The organism is Alteromonas sp. LMIT006 (assembly GCF_024300645.1).
GTDB lineage: Bacteria > Pseudomonadota > Gammaproteobacteria > Enterobacterales > Alteromonadaceae > Opacimonas > Opacimonas immobilis.
In genome coordinates this window covers 620743-637645 of the sequence record NZ_CP101291.1, presented here as the reverse complement: position 1 = coordinate 637645, position 16903 = coordinate 620743, and the positions used below count along the sequence as shown (strand labels likewise).

The 16903-nt window shown below is 47.5% G+C and carries 16 protein-coding genes and 1 pseudogene; 4 read left to right on the top strand and 13 right to left on the bottom strand.

Translation table 11 applies throughout. The features are described from left to right. Window positions 1-8: 8 nt before the first annotated feature. The 11 genes and pseudogenes from NLG07_RS02980 to NLG07_RS02930 form a co-directional block, all read right to left on the bottom strand. A complete protein-coding gene (locus NLG07_RS02980; protein WP_254856223.1) occupies window positions 9-1061 on the bottom strand; it encodes an ATP-binding cassette domain-containing protein in 1053 nt (350 codons plus the stop codon). Continuing rightward, window positions 1013-1687: a molybdate ABC transporter permease subunit gene (gene modB / locus NLG07_RS02975; protein ID WP_254856222.1), complete on the bottom strand. Its 675-nt coding sequence runs from the start codon at window positions 1685-1687 to the stop codon at window positions 1013-1015. Before modB ends, NLG07_RS02980 begins: the two co-directional genes overlap by 49 nt. A 9-nt stretch (window positions 1688-1696) precedes the next feature. Further along, a complete protein-coding gene (gene modA, locus NLG07_RS02970) occupies window positions 1697-2356 on the bottom strand; it encodes a molybdate ABC transporter substrate-binding protein (RefSeq protein ID WP_254856221.1) in 660 nt (219 codons plus the stop codon). Between the two features lie 64 nt (window positions 2357-2420). Then, a complete protein-coding gene (locus NLG07_RS02965; RefSeq protein WP_254856220.1) occupies window positions 2421-3260 on the bottom strand; it encodes an ABC transporter ATP-binding protein in 840 nt (279 codons plus the stop codon). 9 nt (window positions 3261-3269) lie between these two features. Beyond that, on the bottom strand, window positions 3270-4268 hold the full coding sequence (locus NLG07_RS02960; RefSeq protein ID WP_254856219.1) for an ABC transporter permease: 999 nt from the start codon (window positions 4266-4268) through the stop codon (window positions 3270-3272). A 58-nt stretch (window positions 4269-4326) separates the two neighbouring features. After that, entirely contained in the window at window positions 4327-5715 is a 1389-nt protein-coding gene (locus NLG07_RS02955; protein ID WP_254856218.1) for a CmpA/NrtA family ABC transporter substrate-binding protein, read from the bottom strand. A gap of 241 nt (window positions 5716-5956) precedes the next feature. Further along, the gene (locus NLG07_RS02950; RefSeq protein WP_254856217.1) at window positions 5957-6265 is read right to left on the bottom strand and encodes a helix-turn-helix domain-containing protein; all 309 of its coding nucleotides are present in this window, start codon (window positions 6263-6265) and stop codon (window positions 5957-5959) included. A 70-nt stretch (window positions 6266-6335) separates the two neighbouring features. Next, the gene (locus tag NLG07_RS02945) at window positions 6336-6668 is read right to left on the bottom strand and encodes a type II toxin-antitoxin system RelE/ParE family toxin (protein ID WP_254856216.1); all 333 of its coding nucleotides are present in this window, start codon (window positions 6666-6668) and stop codon (window positions 6336-6338) included. Between the two features lie 102 nt (window positions 6669-6770). Next, on the bottom strand, window positions 6771-7112 hold the full coding sequence (nirD, locus tag NLG07_RS02940; protein WP_254856215.1) for a nitrite reductase small subunit NirD: 342 nt from the start codon (window positions 7110-7112) through the stop codon (window positions 6771-6773). 32 nt (window positions 7113-7144) lie between these two features. Continuing rightward, a complete protein-coding gene (gene nirB / locus NLG07_RS02935) occupies window positions 7145-9736 on the bottom strand; it encodes a nitrite reductase large subunit NirB (RefSeq protein WP_303049217.1) in 2592 nt (863 codons plus the stop codon). Window positions 9737-10134: 398 nt separating this feature from the next. Beyond that, a pseudogene (locus NLG07_RS02930) lies at window positions 10135-10422 on the bottom strand (tyrosine-protein phosphatase); the annotation flags it as partial. A 159-nt stretch (window positions 10423-10581) separates the two neighbouring features. On the opposite strand from NLG07_RS02930, the gene NLG07_RS02925 reads away from it, so the two are divergent. From NLG07_RS02925 to NLG07_RS02910, 4 genes are all read left to right on the top strand, one after another. Beyond that, a complete protein-coding gene (locus NLG07_RS02925; protein ID WP_254856213.1) occupies window positions 10582-10761 on the top strand; it encodes a hypothetical protein in 180 nt (59 codons plus the stop codon). Further along, on the top strand, window positions 10754-11032 hold the full coding sequence (locus tag NLG07_RS02920; protein ID WP_254856212.1) for a hypothetical protein: 279 nt from the start codon (window positions 10754-10756) through the stop codon (window positions 11030-11032). Before NLG07_RS02925 ends, NLG07_RS02920 begins: the two co-directional genes overlap by 8 nt. 264 nt (window positions 11033-11296) lie before the next feature. Then, window positions 11297-12622 (top strand): amidohydrolase, encoded by a 1326-nt coding sequence (locus NLG07_RS02915; protein ID WP_254856211.1) that lies wholly within the window; start codon window positions 11297-11299, stop codon window positions 12620-12622. Next, entirely contained in the window at window positions 12622-13320 is a 699-nt protein-coding gene (locus NLG07_RS02910; protein WP_254856210.1) for an aspartate/glutamate racemase family protein, read from the top strand. The genes NLG07_RS02915 and NLG07_RS02910 overlap by 1 nt, the downstream gene beginning before the upstream one ends. A gap of 4 nt (window positions 13321-13324) precedes the next feature. Here the strand turns inward: NLG07_RS02910 and acnA are convergent, their stop codons facing one another. Together acnA and NLG07_RS02900 are read right to left on the bottom strand one after the other, a co-directional pair. Next, the gene (acnA, locus tag NLG07_RS02905) at window positions 13325-16042 is read right to left on the bottom strand and encodes an aconitate hydratase AcnA (RefSeq protein ID WP_254856209.1); all 2718 of its coding nucleotides are present in this window, start codon (window positions 16040-16042) and stop codon (window positions 13325-13327) included. A gap of 134 nt (window positions 16043-16176) precedes the next feature. After that, a complete protein-coding gene (locus NLG07_RS02900; protein ID WP_254856208.1) occupies window positions 16177-16890 on the bottom strand; it encodes a hypothetical protein in 714 nt (237 codons plus the stop codon). Window positions 16891-16903 lie beyond the last annotated feature (13 nt).

The window sequence follows — 16903 nt, the reverse complement described above, 5'->3', positions numbered from 1 at the left end:
GTATCTGGTTAAAGGGGGCCAAAATAGGCATCAATGTCACTTTGCACATTCAGCTCTAACGCTGCTAACTGTTTTGTCGTGATCGATGCGACAAAATAGCTAGTCTGATGGGTTAAAGTGACATAGGCACAATGGTCTTCTTGTTGTATTTGGCTCACAGTCGTACTTAGGCGGTTGGGAAAGCAAGCTGATAAATCTTGGTTGCTCAAGGTGATTTTGTCAGCAGCAAGTTCTGCTCGACCAGTTTGTATGGCAATTGTCGAGCTGACATAAAGGCCAGTGCTTGAATGTTGCAGAGTGATTTCTCTTCGTTCCTCGTCTTTTGTTAACAACAAGCTGTTGCTGCGGGGCAATTGCATGTGAGTTTGAATTTTTGCCAAGTGTTTATGCGTTGGCCCATAAGCCAATATGCGATGACGATCTAAAAACAACACCGTGGCGCAGAACTGCACAATATCACTGAGCTGATGGCTGACCATGACAATGCGCCGACGATGGGTGTGTTGCAATTCATGTAATGTGCACAACAAGCGTTGGCGTTGAGGATGGTCTAACGCGGTAAAGGGCTCATCCAACAGCAAGATAGGCTTACCGCTAGCCAGTGTGCGAGCTAAAGCAAATAGCTGTAATTCACCGCCAGAGAGTTGGTCATAGGTTCGATGTTTAAGATGTGCAATGCCTATCAGGGAAATAATCTGTTCTAGGCTCAGGTTATTTGGCCATTGTGTGTGACGCATCACAGTGGTTAAGTTTTCTAGCACGGTTAAATGCGGCAACATGGTGATCTGTTGTGATAAATACACACAAGGGTTATGTACTATGTCGGCTGGGGAATGGCTTTTGTGTCCGACGCTTAAATGAATTAATTGGCCTTTGCTGAGTCCTGCAATGGCTTTGAGTAAGGTCGATTTACCTGCACCTGTCGTACCGAACACCCCCATGATCCCAGGTTCCAAATCCCACTCAAGACTGATCCCTTCGTTGCTGGTTATGGCTAATCGAGCTCGTATCATCATAGCTTGACCATCGAATGTTGGGGGTTTAACCAATACAATAGCCATAAGCTCAAGGCGCTGGTCACCAGCAGTAATAGGGCACTTTGATGCGCACTGGCATAATCTAGCACCATAATTTGGTTATATAGCTCAACGGATAACACACGCGTTTCACCGGGGATATTGCCCCCAATTAATAAAATGAGGCCAAACTCGCCCATGGTGTGAGCAAAACCTAAAGTAGCAGCGGTGATAATGCTGGCTTTGCAGACAGGCAGTACGTGGAATAAGATGCAACGCCAACGAGGCACCCCTAGACTTTGCATTACCTGATAATAAGCCAACCCCGTTTGTTGTAATGCTTGAATTAAGGGTTGCATGACAAAGGGCAAAGAGTAAATGAGCGAGCCTAATAATATCCCACTGAAACTAAACGCCAAAGTTGAGCCAGTCAGAGTTTGCCAAAATTGACCCAAATAACTGTTGGGTGCTAATAATACCAATAGATAAAATCCCAATACCGTTGGTGGCAAGACCAAAGGTAATGTAATCAATGTTTGCAATAGAGATTTGGCTTTGCCCCGATATTGTGCAAGCCACCACGCAGCGGGTAGGCAGATGATCAACAAAATCACCACCGTGCAAACAGCAAGCGTGAGGCTCACAAGTAAGGCAGAATGCGGGGTTACCATGATATTTCTCTACTGTTGTGCGTATCCCATGCGATACAAATATGCCTGTTGTTCAGGCGCGAGTAGAAAAGTAAGAAATTTTTGTGCCAGTTTTGGCTGTTTGCTGTTTGCGACAATGGTCGCACCTTGTTCAAGAGAGGGGTGATGCTCTGCTGCGATCACGCTGAAATACTCGGTGGTGCTGGTTGTATTACCTTGGGCTTGGGCGAAACGCAGCTGACTTAAAGCGATATAGCCACCATCAGCATGCCCGCCTTCAATTAACTTAAACGCATGGTTGATATTGTGTGCGTGGACAATGCGGATATTGGAATGATCTTGAGCAGTAATAATGGCTTGCCCCGCGCGCCCATAAGGAGCGAGTTGAGGATCGGCAATCACCAAGGTTTTGGTTTGTTGATGATTTACAACGGGTGGACGCTTTGGTGTCCACAACACCAGTTGCCCAACGGCGTAGATCTGAGGGGTTGAAGCAAGCTGTCTATCACTCAATGCCTGAGGATAGGCCATATCCGCGGACAAAAACACGTCATAGGGCGCGCCTTGTTGGATCTGAGCATACAACACACCGCTTGCACCTGGTATCAGGTCAACGTCAATCCCGTGTTGACGGGTAAATTCTTCACCGATGATATGTGCAGCTTGTTGAAAATTGCTTGCGACCGCCACTTTGAGTGATCGACCGCAAGCATTCCCTGCCAAAAGGAAACTGAGGAATAAGCCAATATAAAGGTTATGCCACATCAGCCTTTTTCGCGTCCGTTGACTTTATTTTCGAAGCAATAGGCTCCACTTTACGCTGTTTTTCATACAAAAAGGTTAATACCTCAGAGCGATAGTGGTTGTATTGTGGATCTTCTGCCAGCGCTAATCGCTCACGCGGTCTGGGTAAATCCACATGGAGAATTTCACCTATAGTCGCCGCTGGACCATTCGTCATCATCACGATGCGATCTGAAAGTAACACGGCCTCATCCACGTCGTGTGTGATCATGATCACGGTATTGTTCAGTTCTTCTTGAATTTCCATTAACGAGTCTTGCATGTGCGCCCGGGTTAACGCATCGAGTGCGCCAAACGGTTCGTCCATGAGTAACACTTCGGGTTGCATGGCCAAAGCACGGGCAATACCCACACGTTGTTTCATCCCGCCTGAGATCTCATCGGGACGTTTGTGCATCGCATGATCCATGTGCACTAGCTTAAGATTGTGTTCGATCCAGTCTTTTTTCTCAGCTGGGGTTTTGCTGTTAGCAAACACTTGGTCCACGGCAAGTTCGACATTCTGATAAGCGGTCAGCCATGGCAACAAAGAGTGGTTTTGAAACACCACAGCTCGGTCGGGGCCGGGCTCAAGCACTTCCCGACCACTCAAAATGACGCCACCCTTGGTCGCGTTATAGAGACCTGCCACCACATTGAGCACAGTGGATTTACCGCACCCTGAGTGACCAATTAACGAGATGAACTCGCCTTTTTGGATTTGTAAGTCAACGTCTTTTAGCGCGGTAAAATTGCCTTTAGGTGTGGGAAATACCATGTCGATTTTGCTGATGTTTAATAATGGTTCCATGATAGTCTCCTAGCGAATTTGAGTTGATTTGTCCCACGACAACCAGCGTTGTAACAGGAGCATTGAACGGTCGAGCATAAAGCCGATGATGCCAATCACAATGACGGCGGTCATAATGCGGCTCAGTGAAGAGGAGCTACCGTTTTGGAATTCATCCCACACAAATTTGCCTAAGCCAGGGTTTTGCGCGAGCATTTCAGCGGCGATAAGCACCATCCATGCGATCCCTAGCGATAAACGCATCCCAGTAAAAATCGCTGGTACTGAGGCGGGCAGTACGATTTTGCGAATGTGAGTCAAGGTGGGTAAGCGCAAGACACGAGACACGTTGGTCCAGTCCGAATTCAGTGACGCGACGCCCACCGAGGTATTCATGACCATTGGCCACAAACAACACAAGGTCACAGTGATCAAAGAGACGATGTAAGATTTGGCAAACATAGGGTCAGTACTGACATACAAGGCACTGACCACCATGGTCACCAGTGGCAACCAGGCCAAAGGGGACACTGGCTTAAAAATCTGAATAATCGGGTTGATGGCCGTGTTCAGAGACTTACTCAGGCCAATGGCTATACCAAGAGGAATGGCGATGACGGCGGCGAGCACAAACCCGCTCATCACTGTCACTAAGCTTGTGCCAATTTGGTCGATGAAAGTTTCTTTTCCGGTGAAGGCGCGTGTTTTGGGAACATAGTTGGGATCTTTGGCTATGCGGTCGGCATTGCGTTGTTCTTGACGTTCATAAAAAGCGGCTTCCTTAGCGCGAGAAGCTTGATGCTCATCAATGAGATTCACAACTTGTTCGGCTACCGCTTGTGGGCCAGGGAATTTACCTAGCGATGTGTCAATTTTGCTGGCACCAAATGACCAGAGCAAAATAAACACCGCAAGCCCCAAAATGGGCAAGCTGACAGATTTGATGAATGTTTGTAACACTGGTGGCAATTTTGCCTGAAAGCCCACGTCGTAACGTGAGGTCGTAAAATCAGAAATAATATTTGGCATGGGAATTCCTCACTGCTTGAGCAGGTAGGTGCACCGCACCGCACCTGCTCCCAGTTTGTTACAGTTGTTGTTGTGACTTTAAGCCAATGGCGAATTTGTCGATGTATTCGTTGGGCTTAGTGCCGTCATAGACGATGTTGTCAATAAAGTGGGTTTGCGGTGCTCTAAAGCCTGTCACACCATCAAGGCTAGTAAACATCGCGGCTGGCACTATGTCTTCTGCAATTAATGATTCAACTGCTTTCATGTAAATGTCAGGACGATAGACTTTCTTGGCAACATCTAGGTACCAATCGTCCGATTTGCCTTCACTGATTTGGCCCCAGCGACGCATTTGTGTGAGATACCAAATCGCATCGGAATAGTATGGATAGGTCGCGTTGTAACGGAAGAACACATTAAAATCAGGGACATCGCGTTTGTCGCCTTTTTCGTATTCAAACGTCCCCGTCATTGAGTTTGCGATCACTTCATAGTCAGCGCCCACATATTCTGATTTGGCGAGAATTTTGACGGCTTCTTTGCGGTTGGCGTTGTTGTTCTCATCTAACCAAATGGCGGCGCGGATCAAAGCACGAGTTAAGCGAATCGTGGTGTTGGGGTATTTTTCAGAGAAGGCTTTGGTGATGCCGAAGACTTTTTCTGGGTTGTCCTTCCAGATCTCATAATCAGTGACGACGGGTACACCAATCCCTTTAAATACGGCTTGTTGGTTCCACGGCTCACCCACACAGTAACCGTATATAGTACCCGCTTCTAAGGTGGCTGGCATTTGCGGTGGGGGGGTTACAGATAATAAAGCTTGGGCGTCAATTTTGCCTGATGTGTCGCCTTTGTGCGGCGCGTAATAACCTGGGTGAATTCCCCCCGCTGCTAACCAATAACGCAATTCATAGTTGTGTGTCGATACTGGAAAGACCATGCCCATGTTAAAAGGCTTGCCGTTGTCTATGTATTTTTGCACAACGGGTTTGAGCGCATCTGCTTTGATTGGGTGAACGGGGCGTCCGTCGTCCATCTTTGGAATATTGGGTTTCATTTCTTCCCAAATATCATTTGAAACTGTTATGGCATTGCCGTTTAGGTCCATTGAGAACGGTGTAATGATCTCTGCTTTGGTGCCATATCCAATCGTGGCGGCGATGGGCTGGCCGGCAAGCATGTGAGCACCATCCAAACGCCCATCAATGACCCCATCTAAAAGCACTTTCCAGTTGGCTTGCGCTTCGATGGTGACGTACAAACCTTCGTCCTCAAAATAACCATTTTCATAAGCGACCGCGATCGGCGCCATATCGGTGAGTTTAATAAAACCAAAGGTCAGCTCTTCTTTTTCAGGGTAGCCTAATTCAGCATGTGCGCTGTACGACAAGGCAGCGGTGACGATTGCAACACTGGTCAAAAGGTTGCTGGCAAGCTTGCCAACTCGAGTATGGTTGAGGGACATGGTTATCTCCAATTGTCTAATTCGTCTGTGCCCAAAACAAAAAAAGCCACTTCCCGCAGATGCGAGAAGTGGCGACTTTGCCTGTGAACACAACACTGTGTTTTGAAACTACAATAGAGTTAGCAGATATGGTGCCATGTTGTAAGATACTGTTTTTGTTATGTTTTATGTTTGTATGAACGAAGGAGGGCGATTTGATTGAGTCCTGCTGGGGCAGGTGTGCACTGTTATGGGGCGCGAGTTAAAGCGAGACTTTTTCCACAGTCATGGTGAGAGTGTTGTTTTGATACACCGGTTTAAATCGGAACCCAACTTGATATAGGCAGTTCATCAACTTGTCGATGCTGAATTTTTCAATACGGCCATTGACTAGATCGCTCACTCTGGGCTGTGTCAAACCAAGGTGTTTCGCCGCCTGGACTTGGGTCCATCCATTTGCTTTGATGATGTCCCGGATTGCAATCATTAAGTCAGAACGAGTTTGTAGTTCTGATGCTTCAGCTTTGTCGTCAGTGATTGAATCAAAAATGTTTGAAAATTCGAGGATCATGATTAGTTTCTCATTTAATAAAGTCTTTTGATGATATTCCTATATTGATATATATACAAGCGCTGATATATTAAGGTGTTAACTTTTTCATGAGCTTGTACCTTTTTTTTGCAGTATCTAAAGCCTGTTTGTCGACGCCATTGGTTGTCTTGGTAAAGGAGTGAAGAATGAAAACGGCATCTGAAAATTTTGCCACATAAATCGTTCTATAAGCAGGCCTGCCGTTTTCAATCAACTCTACCGCTCCCACTCCAACACTTTCTTTGAGGTGTTTGAACTTGCTAAATGGTAGTTTGTTTTGGCAAATCGCATTGAGATCATTGGCGAAACGTTTTCTAGTTTTGGACGGTAATGCTAAGAATTCTTTCTTGGATTGGTTATTGATAAATTTGAATGTTTTCATTACCGAATAGTTAGGCGTGGCAAAATCAATAACAAAATGTTATCAAATTGACTTGTACTTGTATGCTGTTCTAACGATCGGTAATGAGGGTTATCTGTCCACTCACCTAACCTGCACGGCCCCATTCTCTAGGCGAACCGAAAAGGTTTTGAGGCTGATCTCTGGATCGTCTAAACACTCTCCAGTGACTAAGTTGTATTGCTGTTTGTACAAGGGGCTGGCTACGACGATTTGCTCGCCAATGGTGCCGACTAAACCTCGCGATAAAACGCTTGCTTTACCGTGTGGGCAGTAGTTTTGTACCGCGTATAATTGATCTTCGCTCGTGCGAAAAATGGCAACTTGTTCCTTACCGACAAGCGCACACACGCCAGTAAATGGCGTGATGTCATCTAGCGTGCATACAGTTTCCCAAAGGTCGTTTTGTGGTGAATTGGCTAACATAGTTTGGCTCCTTAATGTGTTTGATCCAGGCGTTATTTGGCAACGGTAATTGGAATCAGCTCTGCAACGGGTTTGGTTGCAATGCGCGCTTTATTCTGACCGCGGTCTGGTTCATAGGCTAAGCTATCATCGGTCGCATCCGAGTTAATAAAATGGGCAAAACGCTTTAAACGCTCAGGTGATTGCAAAGTTTTTTTCCATTCGCATTCGTAGGTGTCAATGACACGCGCCATGTCCGCCTCTAACTCAGCACCAATAGCCAATTTATCATCGATGATGACACTCTTGAGATACGCTAAGCCACCTTCCATATTGTCCATCCAAGTTGAAGTACGCTGTAGGCGGTCCGCGGTACGGCAATAAAACATCAAGATGCGATCAATGTATTGCAACAAGGTCGTGTCATCGAGATCGGACGCAAATAAATCAGCGTGACGGGGTTTCATCCCACCGTTACCACAGACATATAAGTTCCAACCTTTATCCGTGGCGATCACACCAATGTCCTTGCCTTGTGCTTCGGCGCACTCGCGGGTGCACCCTGAGACCGCCATTTTGAGTTTGTGTGGTGAGCGCAAGCCTTTGTAGCGCATTTCTAATAAGACGGCCATGGAAACCGAATCCAGCATACCGTACCGACACCAAGTGCTGCCGACACATGATTTGACGGTGCGCAGAGATTTGCCATAGGCATGACCGGTTTCAAACCCTGCATCGGTAAGTTCTTGCCAAATCATGGGAAGTTCGTGCAATTGCGCGCCAAAAAAATCAATCCGCTGACCGCCGGTGATTTTGGTGTAGAGGTCGTATTTTTTGCCAATTTCACCGAGCGTGATCAAACCGTCGGGGGTAATTTCACCTGCGGCGATTCTAGGCACCACTGAGTAGGTGCCGTCTTTTTGCATATTCGCCAAAAAAATATCGTTGGTGTCCTGCAGATGAATATGGTCATCCGCTAGGACATACTCGTTCCAATAGGTTGCCAGCATCGAGCCAACGGCCGGTTTACAAGTCATACAACCCATGCCTGAACCATATTGCTCGATGAGTTCGGCAAAAGTGCGGATTTTTTTGGTGCGAATAATATCGAACAACTCTTGGCGCGAGTATGCAAAGTGCTCACAAAGATGGTCGTTGACTTCGACGCCCATTTTTTCTAATTCACTGTTAAGCACCTGTCCCATCATGGTGACACAACCGCCACAACCTGTGCCTGCTTTGGTGCAAGATTTCAAACTGGCAACATCGGTCGCGCCATCGGCAACGGCTGCGGCGATATCGCCTTTGGAGACGTCGTGGCATGAACAAATTTGCGCGGAATCGGGTAATGCTGCCACACCTAGTGCACTGTCTACGCCTTCTATGGCAGGTAAAATCAGCGTTTCTGGTTGTTCAGGCAAGTCCATGCCTTCTAACATCATCGGTAATAACGTCCCGTAATTGTCGGTATCACCAATCAGTACTGCACCGAGTAACTTGGTGTTATCTGGGGATACTACAAGGCGTTTGTACACCCCTTCTGGTTGATTAAAATAGGTATAGGTTAACGCGCCTTCCGTGCGCGCATGGGTATCGCCGATACTGCCCACATCCACGCCCATGAGTTTGAGCTTAGTACTCATGTCCGCGCCTTGGAATAGGATGTCCCCACCCGTTAAGTGAGACACGGCGGCTTTGGCCATGCTGTAGCCAGGGGCGACGAGACCGAAGATCCGATTCTGCCACAACGCGCATTCGCCAATCGCATAGATATCGGGATCGGAGGTTTGGCAATGGTCATTGATGACAATGCCACCACGCTCGCCGAGCTCAAGATCGAACTGACGGGCTAACTCATCTTGCGGACGAATGCCGGCTGAAAATACAATCATATCCGTTTCTAAATGCGTGCCATCGGCAAAGTTCATGCGATAGCGACGAGAGTCACCGGCGACGATTTCAGTGGTGTTTTTACCGGTGTGAACACTCACCCCTAAAGCTTCGATTTTTTCTCGTAACAGGGCACCGCCCCCTTCGTCCACCTGCACGGCCATTAATTGAGGCGCGAACTCCACGACATGCGAGGTGAGTTTGAGATTATGCAAGGCATTGGCACACTCAAGCCCCAGTAAACCACCGCCCACAACTACTCCGACTTCACTTTGTTCAGCGGATGCGGTGATGGCCTCGAGATCTTCAATGGTGCGATACACCAAACAATGTGCTTGGTCTTTGCCCGGAATCGGCGGGACAAAAGGGAAAGATCCTGTCGCTAGGATGAGTTTGTCGTAGGATTCAGTGATCCCGTTGACTGTGGTGATGATTTTGGCTACGCGGTCGATGTACTCGACCTTGTCATTGATTAAATATTTTACCCCGTGCTCGTCGTAATAAGCCTCAGAGGTCATCATCAAATCCTCGACGGTCTTACCGGCAAAGTAACTCGATAATTGAACTCGGTCGTAAGCGAGACGTGGCTCTTCAGAAAACGTCGTCACCGAGAAATGAGCGGCTTCAGGGCTGTTCACTAATGTCTCAATAAACTTATGGCCGACCATACCGTTGCCGACGACGATGATTTTTTGTGTAGTTTTTTGTGTAGTTTGTTGTGAACTAGGTTGTTCTTTACTAAGTGATGCAGACATAGCAACACGTCCTCTTTTTATCAGGGGCAAAAACGTGTCATTACAAGCGATATCAGCGTTGATAAAGCGGTCTTTGTATAGATACCGGCGTTGGTACGGACAAATGACAAAAGAATTTAAATGTTATTTTATTCAAATTAGCAAAGCTTGTGCCAAAGGTTATGTAATTGATTCTATTGGTTTTTGTATCAATTTGGGCGGGTGTGAATGCACTGTTATTAAGGCAACTGCACCAGTTTGATGCAGGCAGACCTACCGTTAGTGGCATATCTGAGATATATCCATTCAACTAACTCTCATCTTGTGGGATGCAGTGATTCAGGCGATTGATTAGGATTAAAAAAGTCACGAACCGCAGTGAATGATACGTGACTTGATCAATTGTATCGGTTAAACAATTACTGGGTATAGATGTTGCGCAGTTTTGCAATGTCCGCATCAGTTAGCCCGACCTCGCGTTTCAAGTAACCTGCAACAGATCCATACTCTGCATCCAATACTTCAAAAGTAATATCCCGTTCTACACCTAATACCGAAAGTACCATAGCCGAGATAAACCCAGTGCGGTCTTGGCCTGCTGAGCAATGTAAAATGATGGGCGTTTGTTGATTCAAAAGTGTATCGAAATACAGTTTAATTTGAGGCAATTGCGCTAGGTGTATCATTTTGTAGAACGAGACCATATCAAATGACTTACCCGCTTTTCGTGTTTCCTAAGGTAGAGTATTTTTTGACAATAAAGTTCTCCTTTTCTGGCATTAAAACTATACTTTTTGTCAGTCACGAGACATAAGTATTCTCGATACACTTGCATGGCAATCAAGCACAAAAGAGAAAATAAAAAAATGCAATATTTAACTCAAAGTGAAATCGAAGAAGTGAATGGTGGTGTGGGTTTGCCGGGTGCAGGATTTGGTGCTGCATCGGGTGCAGTGGGTGGCCCCGTAGGCAGTGCCGTCATCAAGTTCGGCCTGAGTAAAATTAGCTTTTACGGCGGAGCCACACAAGGTCTTGTCAGTGAATAGTTTAATGAACCGCCTCCCTGTTGGGGGGCTTTTTATCGTTCTGATTCTGTTTGGGGTGTTATTGTTATCACTTAACTCAGAACCGTATGTGCAGTCGCTGTGTTTATCTTTGGTCTGTGTGAATGCATTGAACGCGTTTGTCTTTCCGTTTAAATCGACCTTATCTATGTTACAGGATGGGTCTACCTTGAATCAGTGGCAGCGCAGGTGGCTAAAATCACAAATCGTGGTCATATTGGTTGGGGCTTTTGGTATAGGGCTTGTTTTATGATGATTCATATTCTACCCCCTTCTTGGCGAAATCTTTGTCCTCATCAATATACGATTTAGCGTATTGTTTATTATTTTGAATGGTCAAAAAGTGCCGCATCCGTTGGAGAGAAATTTTAAATACGGTTGAAGTAATGAGTGAATATTCAGTCAACGTCAAACGCCTCATCCAATGATGTGGGATTGAGTACGTTAGATACTTGCTTAAAATGCGCTATCGTTTTACATTGTCTTTACAAGAATCAGAATAAAGACCATTAAGACCATGAAAACAAAAGCTTTTACTAAAACACTTATTGCCTCACTGTTCATCGCGCCAGCCCTCTCGTTCGCTTCCACGACGGATGATATAGTGGCTCAAAAAGCCGCCGCCATCGAAGACAAAGTCATCGCTTGGCGTCATCATTTACACGCGAACCCAGAACTGTCTAATCGAGAATTCAAAACCGCTGCCTATGTCGAAAAGCACCTGCGTTCATTAGGGCTTGAAGTACAAACCGGCGTTGCCATTACCGGTGTGGTCGCGGTATTGGATTCGGGCAAACCTGGCCCCACAGTGGCACTGCGCGCGGATATGGACGCCTTGCCGGTCAAAGAAATCAACGATTTGCCTTACAAATCCACCCAAACGGCGGAGTTTGAAGGTAATGTTGTGCCGGTGATGCATGCGTGTGGGCACGACACGCACGTTGCTATGTTAATGGGGGCAGCCGAAATTCTAACCGGCATGAAGGATGAACTGCACGGCAAAGTGAAGTTCATCTTCCAGCCTGCCGAAGAAGGTGCGCCTCGTGGTGAGCGAGGTGGCGCAGAAGTCATGGTCGAAGAAGGTGTTCTTAACAACCCAGACGTGGATGCGATATTTGGACTGCACATCAGTGCCAATACCGATATTGGCAAAGTCAGGTATCGTCATGGTGGGATCATGGCGGCAGTCGATCCGTTCAAAATCGTCGTTAAAGGCAAGCAAGCTCATGGTGCATATCCTTGGAAAAGCGTCGATCCGGTGACCACCTCAGCACAAATCATCATGGGCCTGCAAACCATTGTCAGTCGCGAACTGCGCTTACTCGATGATGCCGCAGTCGTCTCAATCGGCTCCATTCACGGTGGCAATCGCTCCAACATCATTCCCATGGAAGTCGAGATGGTGGGCACTATTCGTACCCTGAACGAAAAAGCACGTCAGCACATGTATGAAGCCGTTCCCCGCAAAGCCAAGGCCATTGCTGAGAGTATGCGCGCAGAAGTCGAAGTCACTTTGCCATTAGATTATTCTTATCCGATTACTTACAACGATCACGATTTGGTCGATCAGATGGTGCCGACCCTAGTGCGCACTGCTGGCGAGGATAATGTGATTTATTCCGAAGCGGTAACGGGCGCGGAGGACTTTTCGTATTTTCAAAAAGAAGTCCCAGGGTTATACATGTGGATAGGCGGTAAACCGCTGGATGTGTCGGTCGAGGATTCGCCTGCGCATCATACGCCGGAGTTTTATGTGGACGATGAAGGTATGAAGTTGGGCGTGAAGTTACTGACGAACTTGACTCTGGATTATATGCAAAAGAATATGGAAAATACCCAATAATGCGAACCGTTGGTCTTATTGGGGGCATGAGTTGGGAATCCACGGTCAGTTATTACCAAGCTATCAATCGCGGGATTCAGGCACGTTTGGGTGGCCTTCACTCGGCTAAGATTGTTTTGGAAAGTGTCGATTTTGCGCCAATCGCCCAGATGCAAAGTGATGGGGAGTGGGATAATGCCGGGCAAGTTCTAGCCGAATCAGCCAAAACATTACAAACCGCGGGTGCCGATTGTGTCTTGATTTGCACCAATACTATGCACAATGTCGCCGAACAGGTAGAAAATGCCATAGATGTGCCGCTTTTGCATATTGCTGATGCCACCGCTCACGCGTTGCAGGCCGATCACATCGGCAAAGTGGGTTTGCTGGGCACGCGATTTGCGATGGAGAAGGATTTTTATAAAGGTCGTTTAACCGAGCACTACGGCATTGAGGTCGTCACGCCTTGTGAACACTCACGAACCATCGTGCATGATGTGATTTATAACGAGTTGTGTTTGGGTCGCATCCGCGATGACTCTCGCCAGCAATACCGAACTATTATCGATGAGTTAGCTCAACAAGGTGCGCAAGCGGTTATCTTAGGTTGTACCGAGATCGGGCTGTTAGTCAAACCGACGGATACCGCGATGCCATTGTATGACACCACGGCCATTCATGCTCAGGCGGCGGTGGATTTTGCGTTAAAAAAGGTGTGATCCTCTAACTATTCGCCTTCACTATTTGTCTTAGTACCATCGGCAAGATCCCTTTGTGTCGAATTTGCTCCAGTTCTGAGGACGTATCGACTCGTGAACTCAAAGTCAGTTGATGCCTAGAGCCATCAGCCCGATGGATTATGAGCTCGACCGAGCCCCTTGGCGTGAGCTGGTCAATGCCTTCAATATCAAAGGTTTCTGAGCCATCCAAGTTGAGCGATTTGAGAGTAACATCAGCCGGAAGTTGCAACGGCAAAATCCCCATCCCGACCAAGTTTGATTTGTGAATACGCTCAAAGCTTTCGGCAATGATGGCTTTTACACCTAACAGTGCAGGTCCTTTGGCTGCCCAGTCGCGAGATGAACCGGTACCATATAATTTGCCACCAAACACCACCGTTGGTGTATTAGTAGCGTGATATTTGGCGGCCGCATCATAAATCGACATTTGCTCCCGAGGTTGTCCCGATTCATGGTAGTGTGTCACGGCCCCCGTTGACCCCGGCACCATCAAATTACGTGCTTTGACGTTACCAAAAATACTACGCAACATCACATGGTGATTGCCGCGACGTGCGCCTAGTGACGTGAGATCATTTTCCGCGACCCCAAGTGACATCAGATACTCTCCCGGAGGCGAGTCCGGTCTGATGCGGCTCACCGGCGAGATGTGATCGGTGGTGGTGTTGTCATCACACATCACGAGCATTCGGGCATGGTGAAGGTTTGAAAGCGCATCGTGTGGCGCCTCTAGCGAAAATTCATCAAAGAACGAAATCTCTTGAATATACGTCGATTGCGCATCCCACTGGTATACTGGACCTTGAGGGGCTTCTAGGGAACGCCATGTCTCCGGACCTGAGAGGGCATTTTCATAGGTTTGTCTAAACGCCTGTGGGTCAAGGCACTGTTTGAGTGTGTCTTGGATCTCTTGATTCGATGGCCAAATATCTTGCAAAAACACATCATGTCCTTGAGCGTCTTTGCCTAAGGCATCTTTAGTAGGATCGATTAATACGGTTCCGGCTAACGCCATCGCCACGACAAGCGGAGGAGACATCAAGAAGTTCGCATCGACATCCGGATGCACTCGACCTTCAAAATTACGATTCCCCGATAACACCGATGCGGCAACAATATCATGCTGTTGCAAAGCTTGCTCAATGCTAGGCGCTAAAGGCCCTGAATTGCCCACACAGGTGGTACAACCATAGCCTGCGGTATTGAATCCCAGCGCATCAAGATGCTGTTGCAAGCCTGCTTTGGTCAAATAGTCCGTTGCCACTGGAGAGCCCGGAGCAAGGGAGGTTTTGATCCCCGCTGGGACTTGCATGCCCAATTCGTTGGCTTTTTTGGCCACAAGGCCAGCCGCGACCAGCACACTCGGGTTGGATGTATTGGTACAGGCGGTTATGGCGGCAATGACAATATCACCGTCTTTTAGGGAACGCTCTTTTTGCGCAGTAAACACCCCATCTGCATCGGCCTGCATGGGAGTAACTGTGGCGGTTTCAGGTGTGCGCTGGGTATCGGATACGTTGTCTGCAAACACGTTACCGATTTGTGATAACGAATGACGGTCTTGTGGCTTTTTGGGGCCTGCTACCGAAGGCTCAACAGTTGATAAGTCCAAATATAGGGTATCGGTGTATTCTGGAAGTGGTTGCCCAGGTGTCCAGGTCATCTGTTGTGCCTGGTGGAAGGCAAAAGGCACATCGCCATCACGACCGGTTGCACGAAGATATTCAGCGGAGACTTCATCAAACGGGAAAAAGCCCATGGTCGCCCCGTATTCAGGTGCCATATTGGCGATGGTGGCACGGTCTGGCAAAGAAAGACTCGCCGAGCCTTCACCGATAAATTCCACAAATTTACCGACTACGCCTGCAGGATATTTGCGGAGCATCTCAGTGATGGTTAAGACCAAATCCGTTGCGGTCACACCTTCTTGCAGCTCTCCGGTGAGCACCACACCCACAACCTCTGGAGCAAGCATTTGCATCGGTTGACCCAGCATAGAGGCACCGGCTTCGATACCACCCACGCCCCAGCCGACGATGCCCAATGCATTGGCCATGGGCGTATGGCTGTCCATGCCAATCAAAGTATCAGGGATCATTAAACCGTCCATTTCCAAATAACCTTGTGCTAAATACTCTAGATTGACCTGATGCACGATGCCGGTTTGCGGAGGAATGATACGGATGGTCTTAAACGCTTGAGCACCCCATTTCAAAAAAGAATATCGCTCAACATTGCGAGCCGCCTCAAGCTCACCATTGATACGCAGTGAAGCAGGACTGCCAGTGTTGTCCATCGTCACCGTATGGTCGATGACCAAATCCGCACGGACTAAGGGTTCAATGATTGCAGGATCTAATCCCATGCGCTGCACCGCAGAACGCATCGCTGCAAAGTCGACAATCGCGGGGGTACCGCTCAAGTCATGCATAATGACTCGTCCGGCGGCAAAAGGGATTTCTACTGGCTGAGTACCTTTGTGTTCAGGCCATTGTCCGAGCGCTTGTAGCTGTTCTTCGGTGACACCATGTTTGCCAACATTACGGGCAATCCCTTCCAAAATTGGACGTAGCGAGTAAGGTAGTCGCTCTAGCTTGATGCCTAGGGCGTCAGCCGTGGCTGGTAGACTGTGGTAGGAATACGCGGTACCGCTTAACGTTTTGACCGATTGCGCAGGAGAAAAAGCCGTAGAATGAGACATGGATGAGCACCTTGTAGGGATAAATGCATTATTGTCGACAATAATAGCTTTTTTAGGGGAGGATGCAACTAGATTAAAGTATTATGGTTTTTTATTGTCGACACTTTTGCGCCCGTAAAAATGTAAAGTTCGCATCAGCGTTGGGTGCGGATCCCCAAATTGAGAGCCTGAACAATGTCGGAGGATTCAAATTGGATCTGGCACTGCAAAATCATCATTTGCCCCCAGATAAAACGCAGCCGATTGGCCTCGGAGGTCTGCCAAAAGGTTTTAGTTTTGTTGATAAACGCTTTTACAATATCAATATGCCCATCCTTATATAAGTGCCTGACCAGTGAAAAGTCGGGCCCAAATGCACTCAAGAGCATGGGATCTTTGATATCCAAAGATGCCATAAGTGAGGCTTGTGTCGCCTCCATATCACCTTGCCGATAGGCGATCCAAGCGCGAGCCATATTAATCGCATGATTCTCACTGCTGAACTCGTCCAGTACTAGACCTGCGATGCGTTTTTCCATACTCAAGGCTTCTGAATACGACAATAGAGCATCGATTTTTAGCCTGGCCTGCGCAATGGGATCAAGCTGCGCACTGTAAGTTAAATGCCGGGTTAAGGCGCTGATGCGCTGAAATGTATGGTCTTGTGTTGCTGAGTTGGTTTGCTCAATACGCTCATATTCGCGCAAGGTTTGGGTGTACATGCGCTCATTGTTTTGCGCAAAGGTAGCGAATCGAGAGTCGATGTAGGCATGGTATTTGGGATCTTGGCAGCCTTGAGCATACAATGCATGGCTTTTGGGTGGCAGCGCAATCAAAAATAGCAATAATATTAGATGCAGGAGGTTCATGAGCGGATACTGA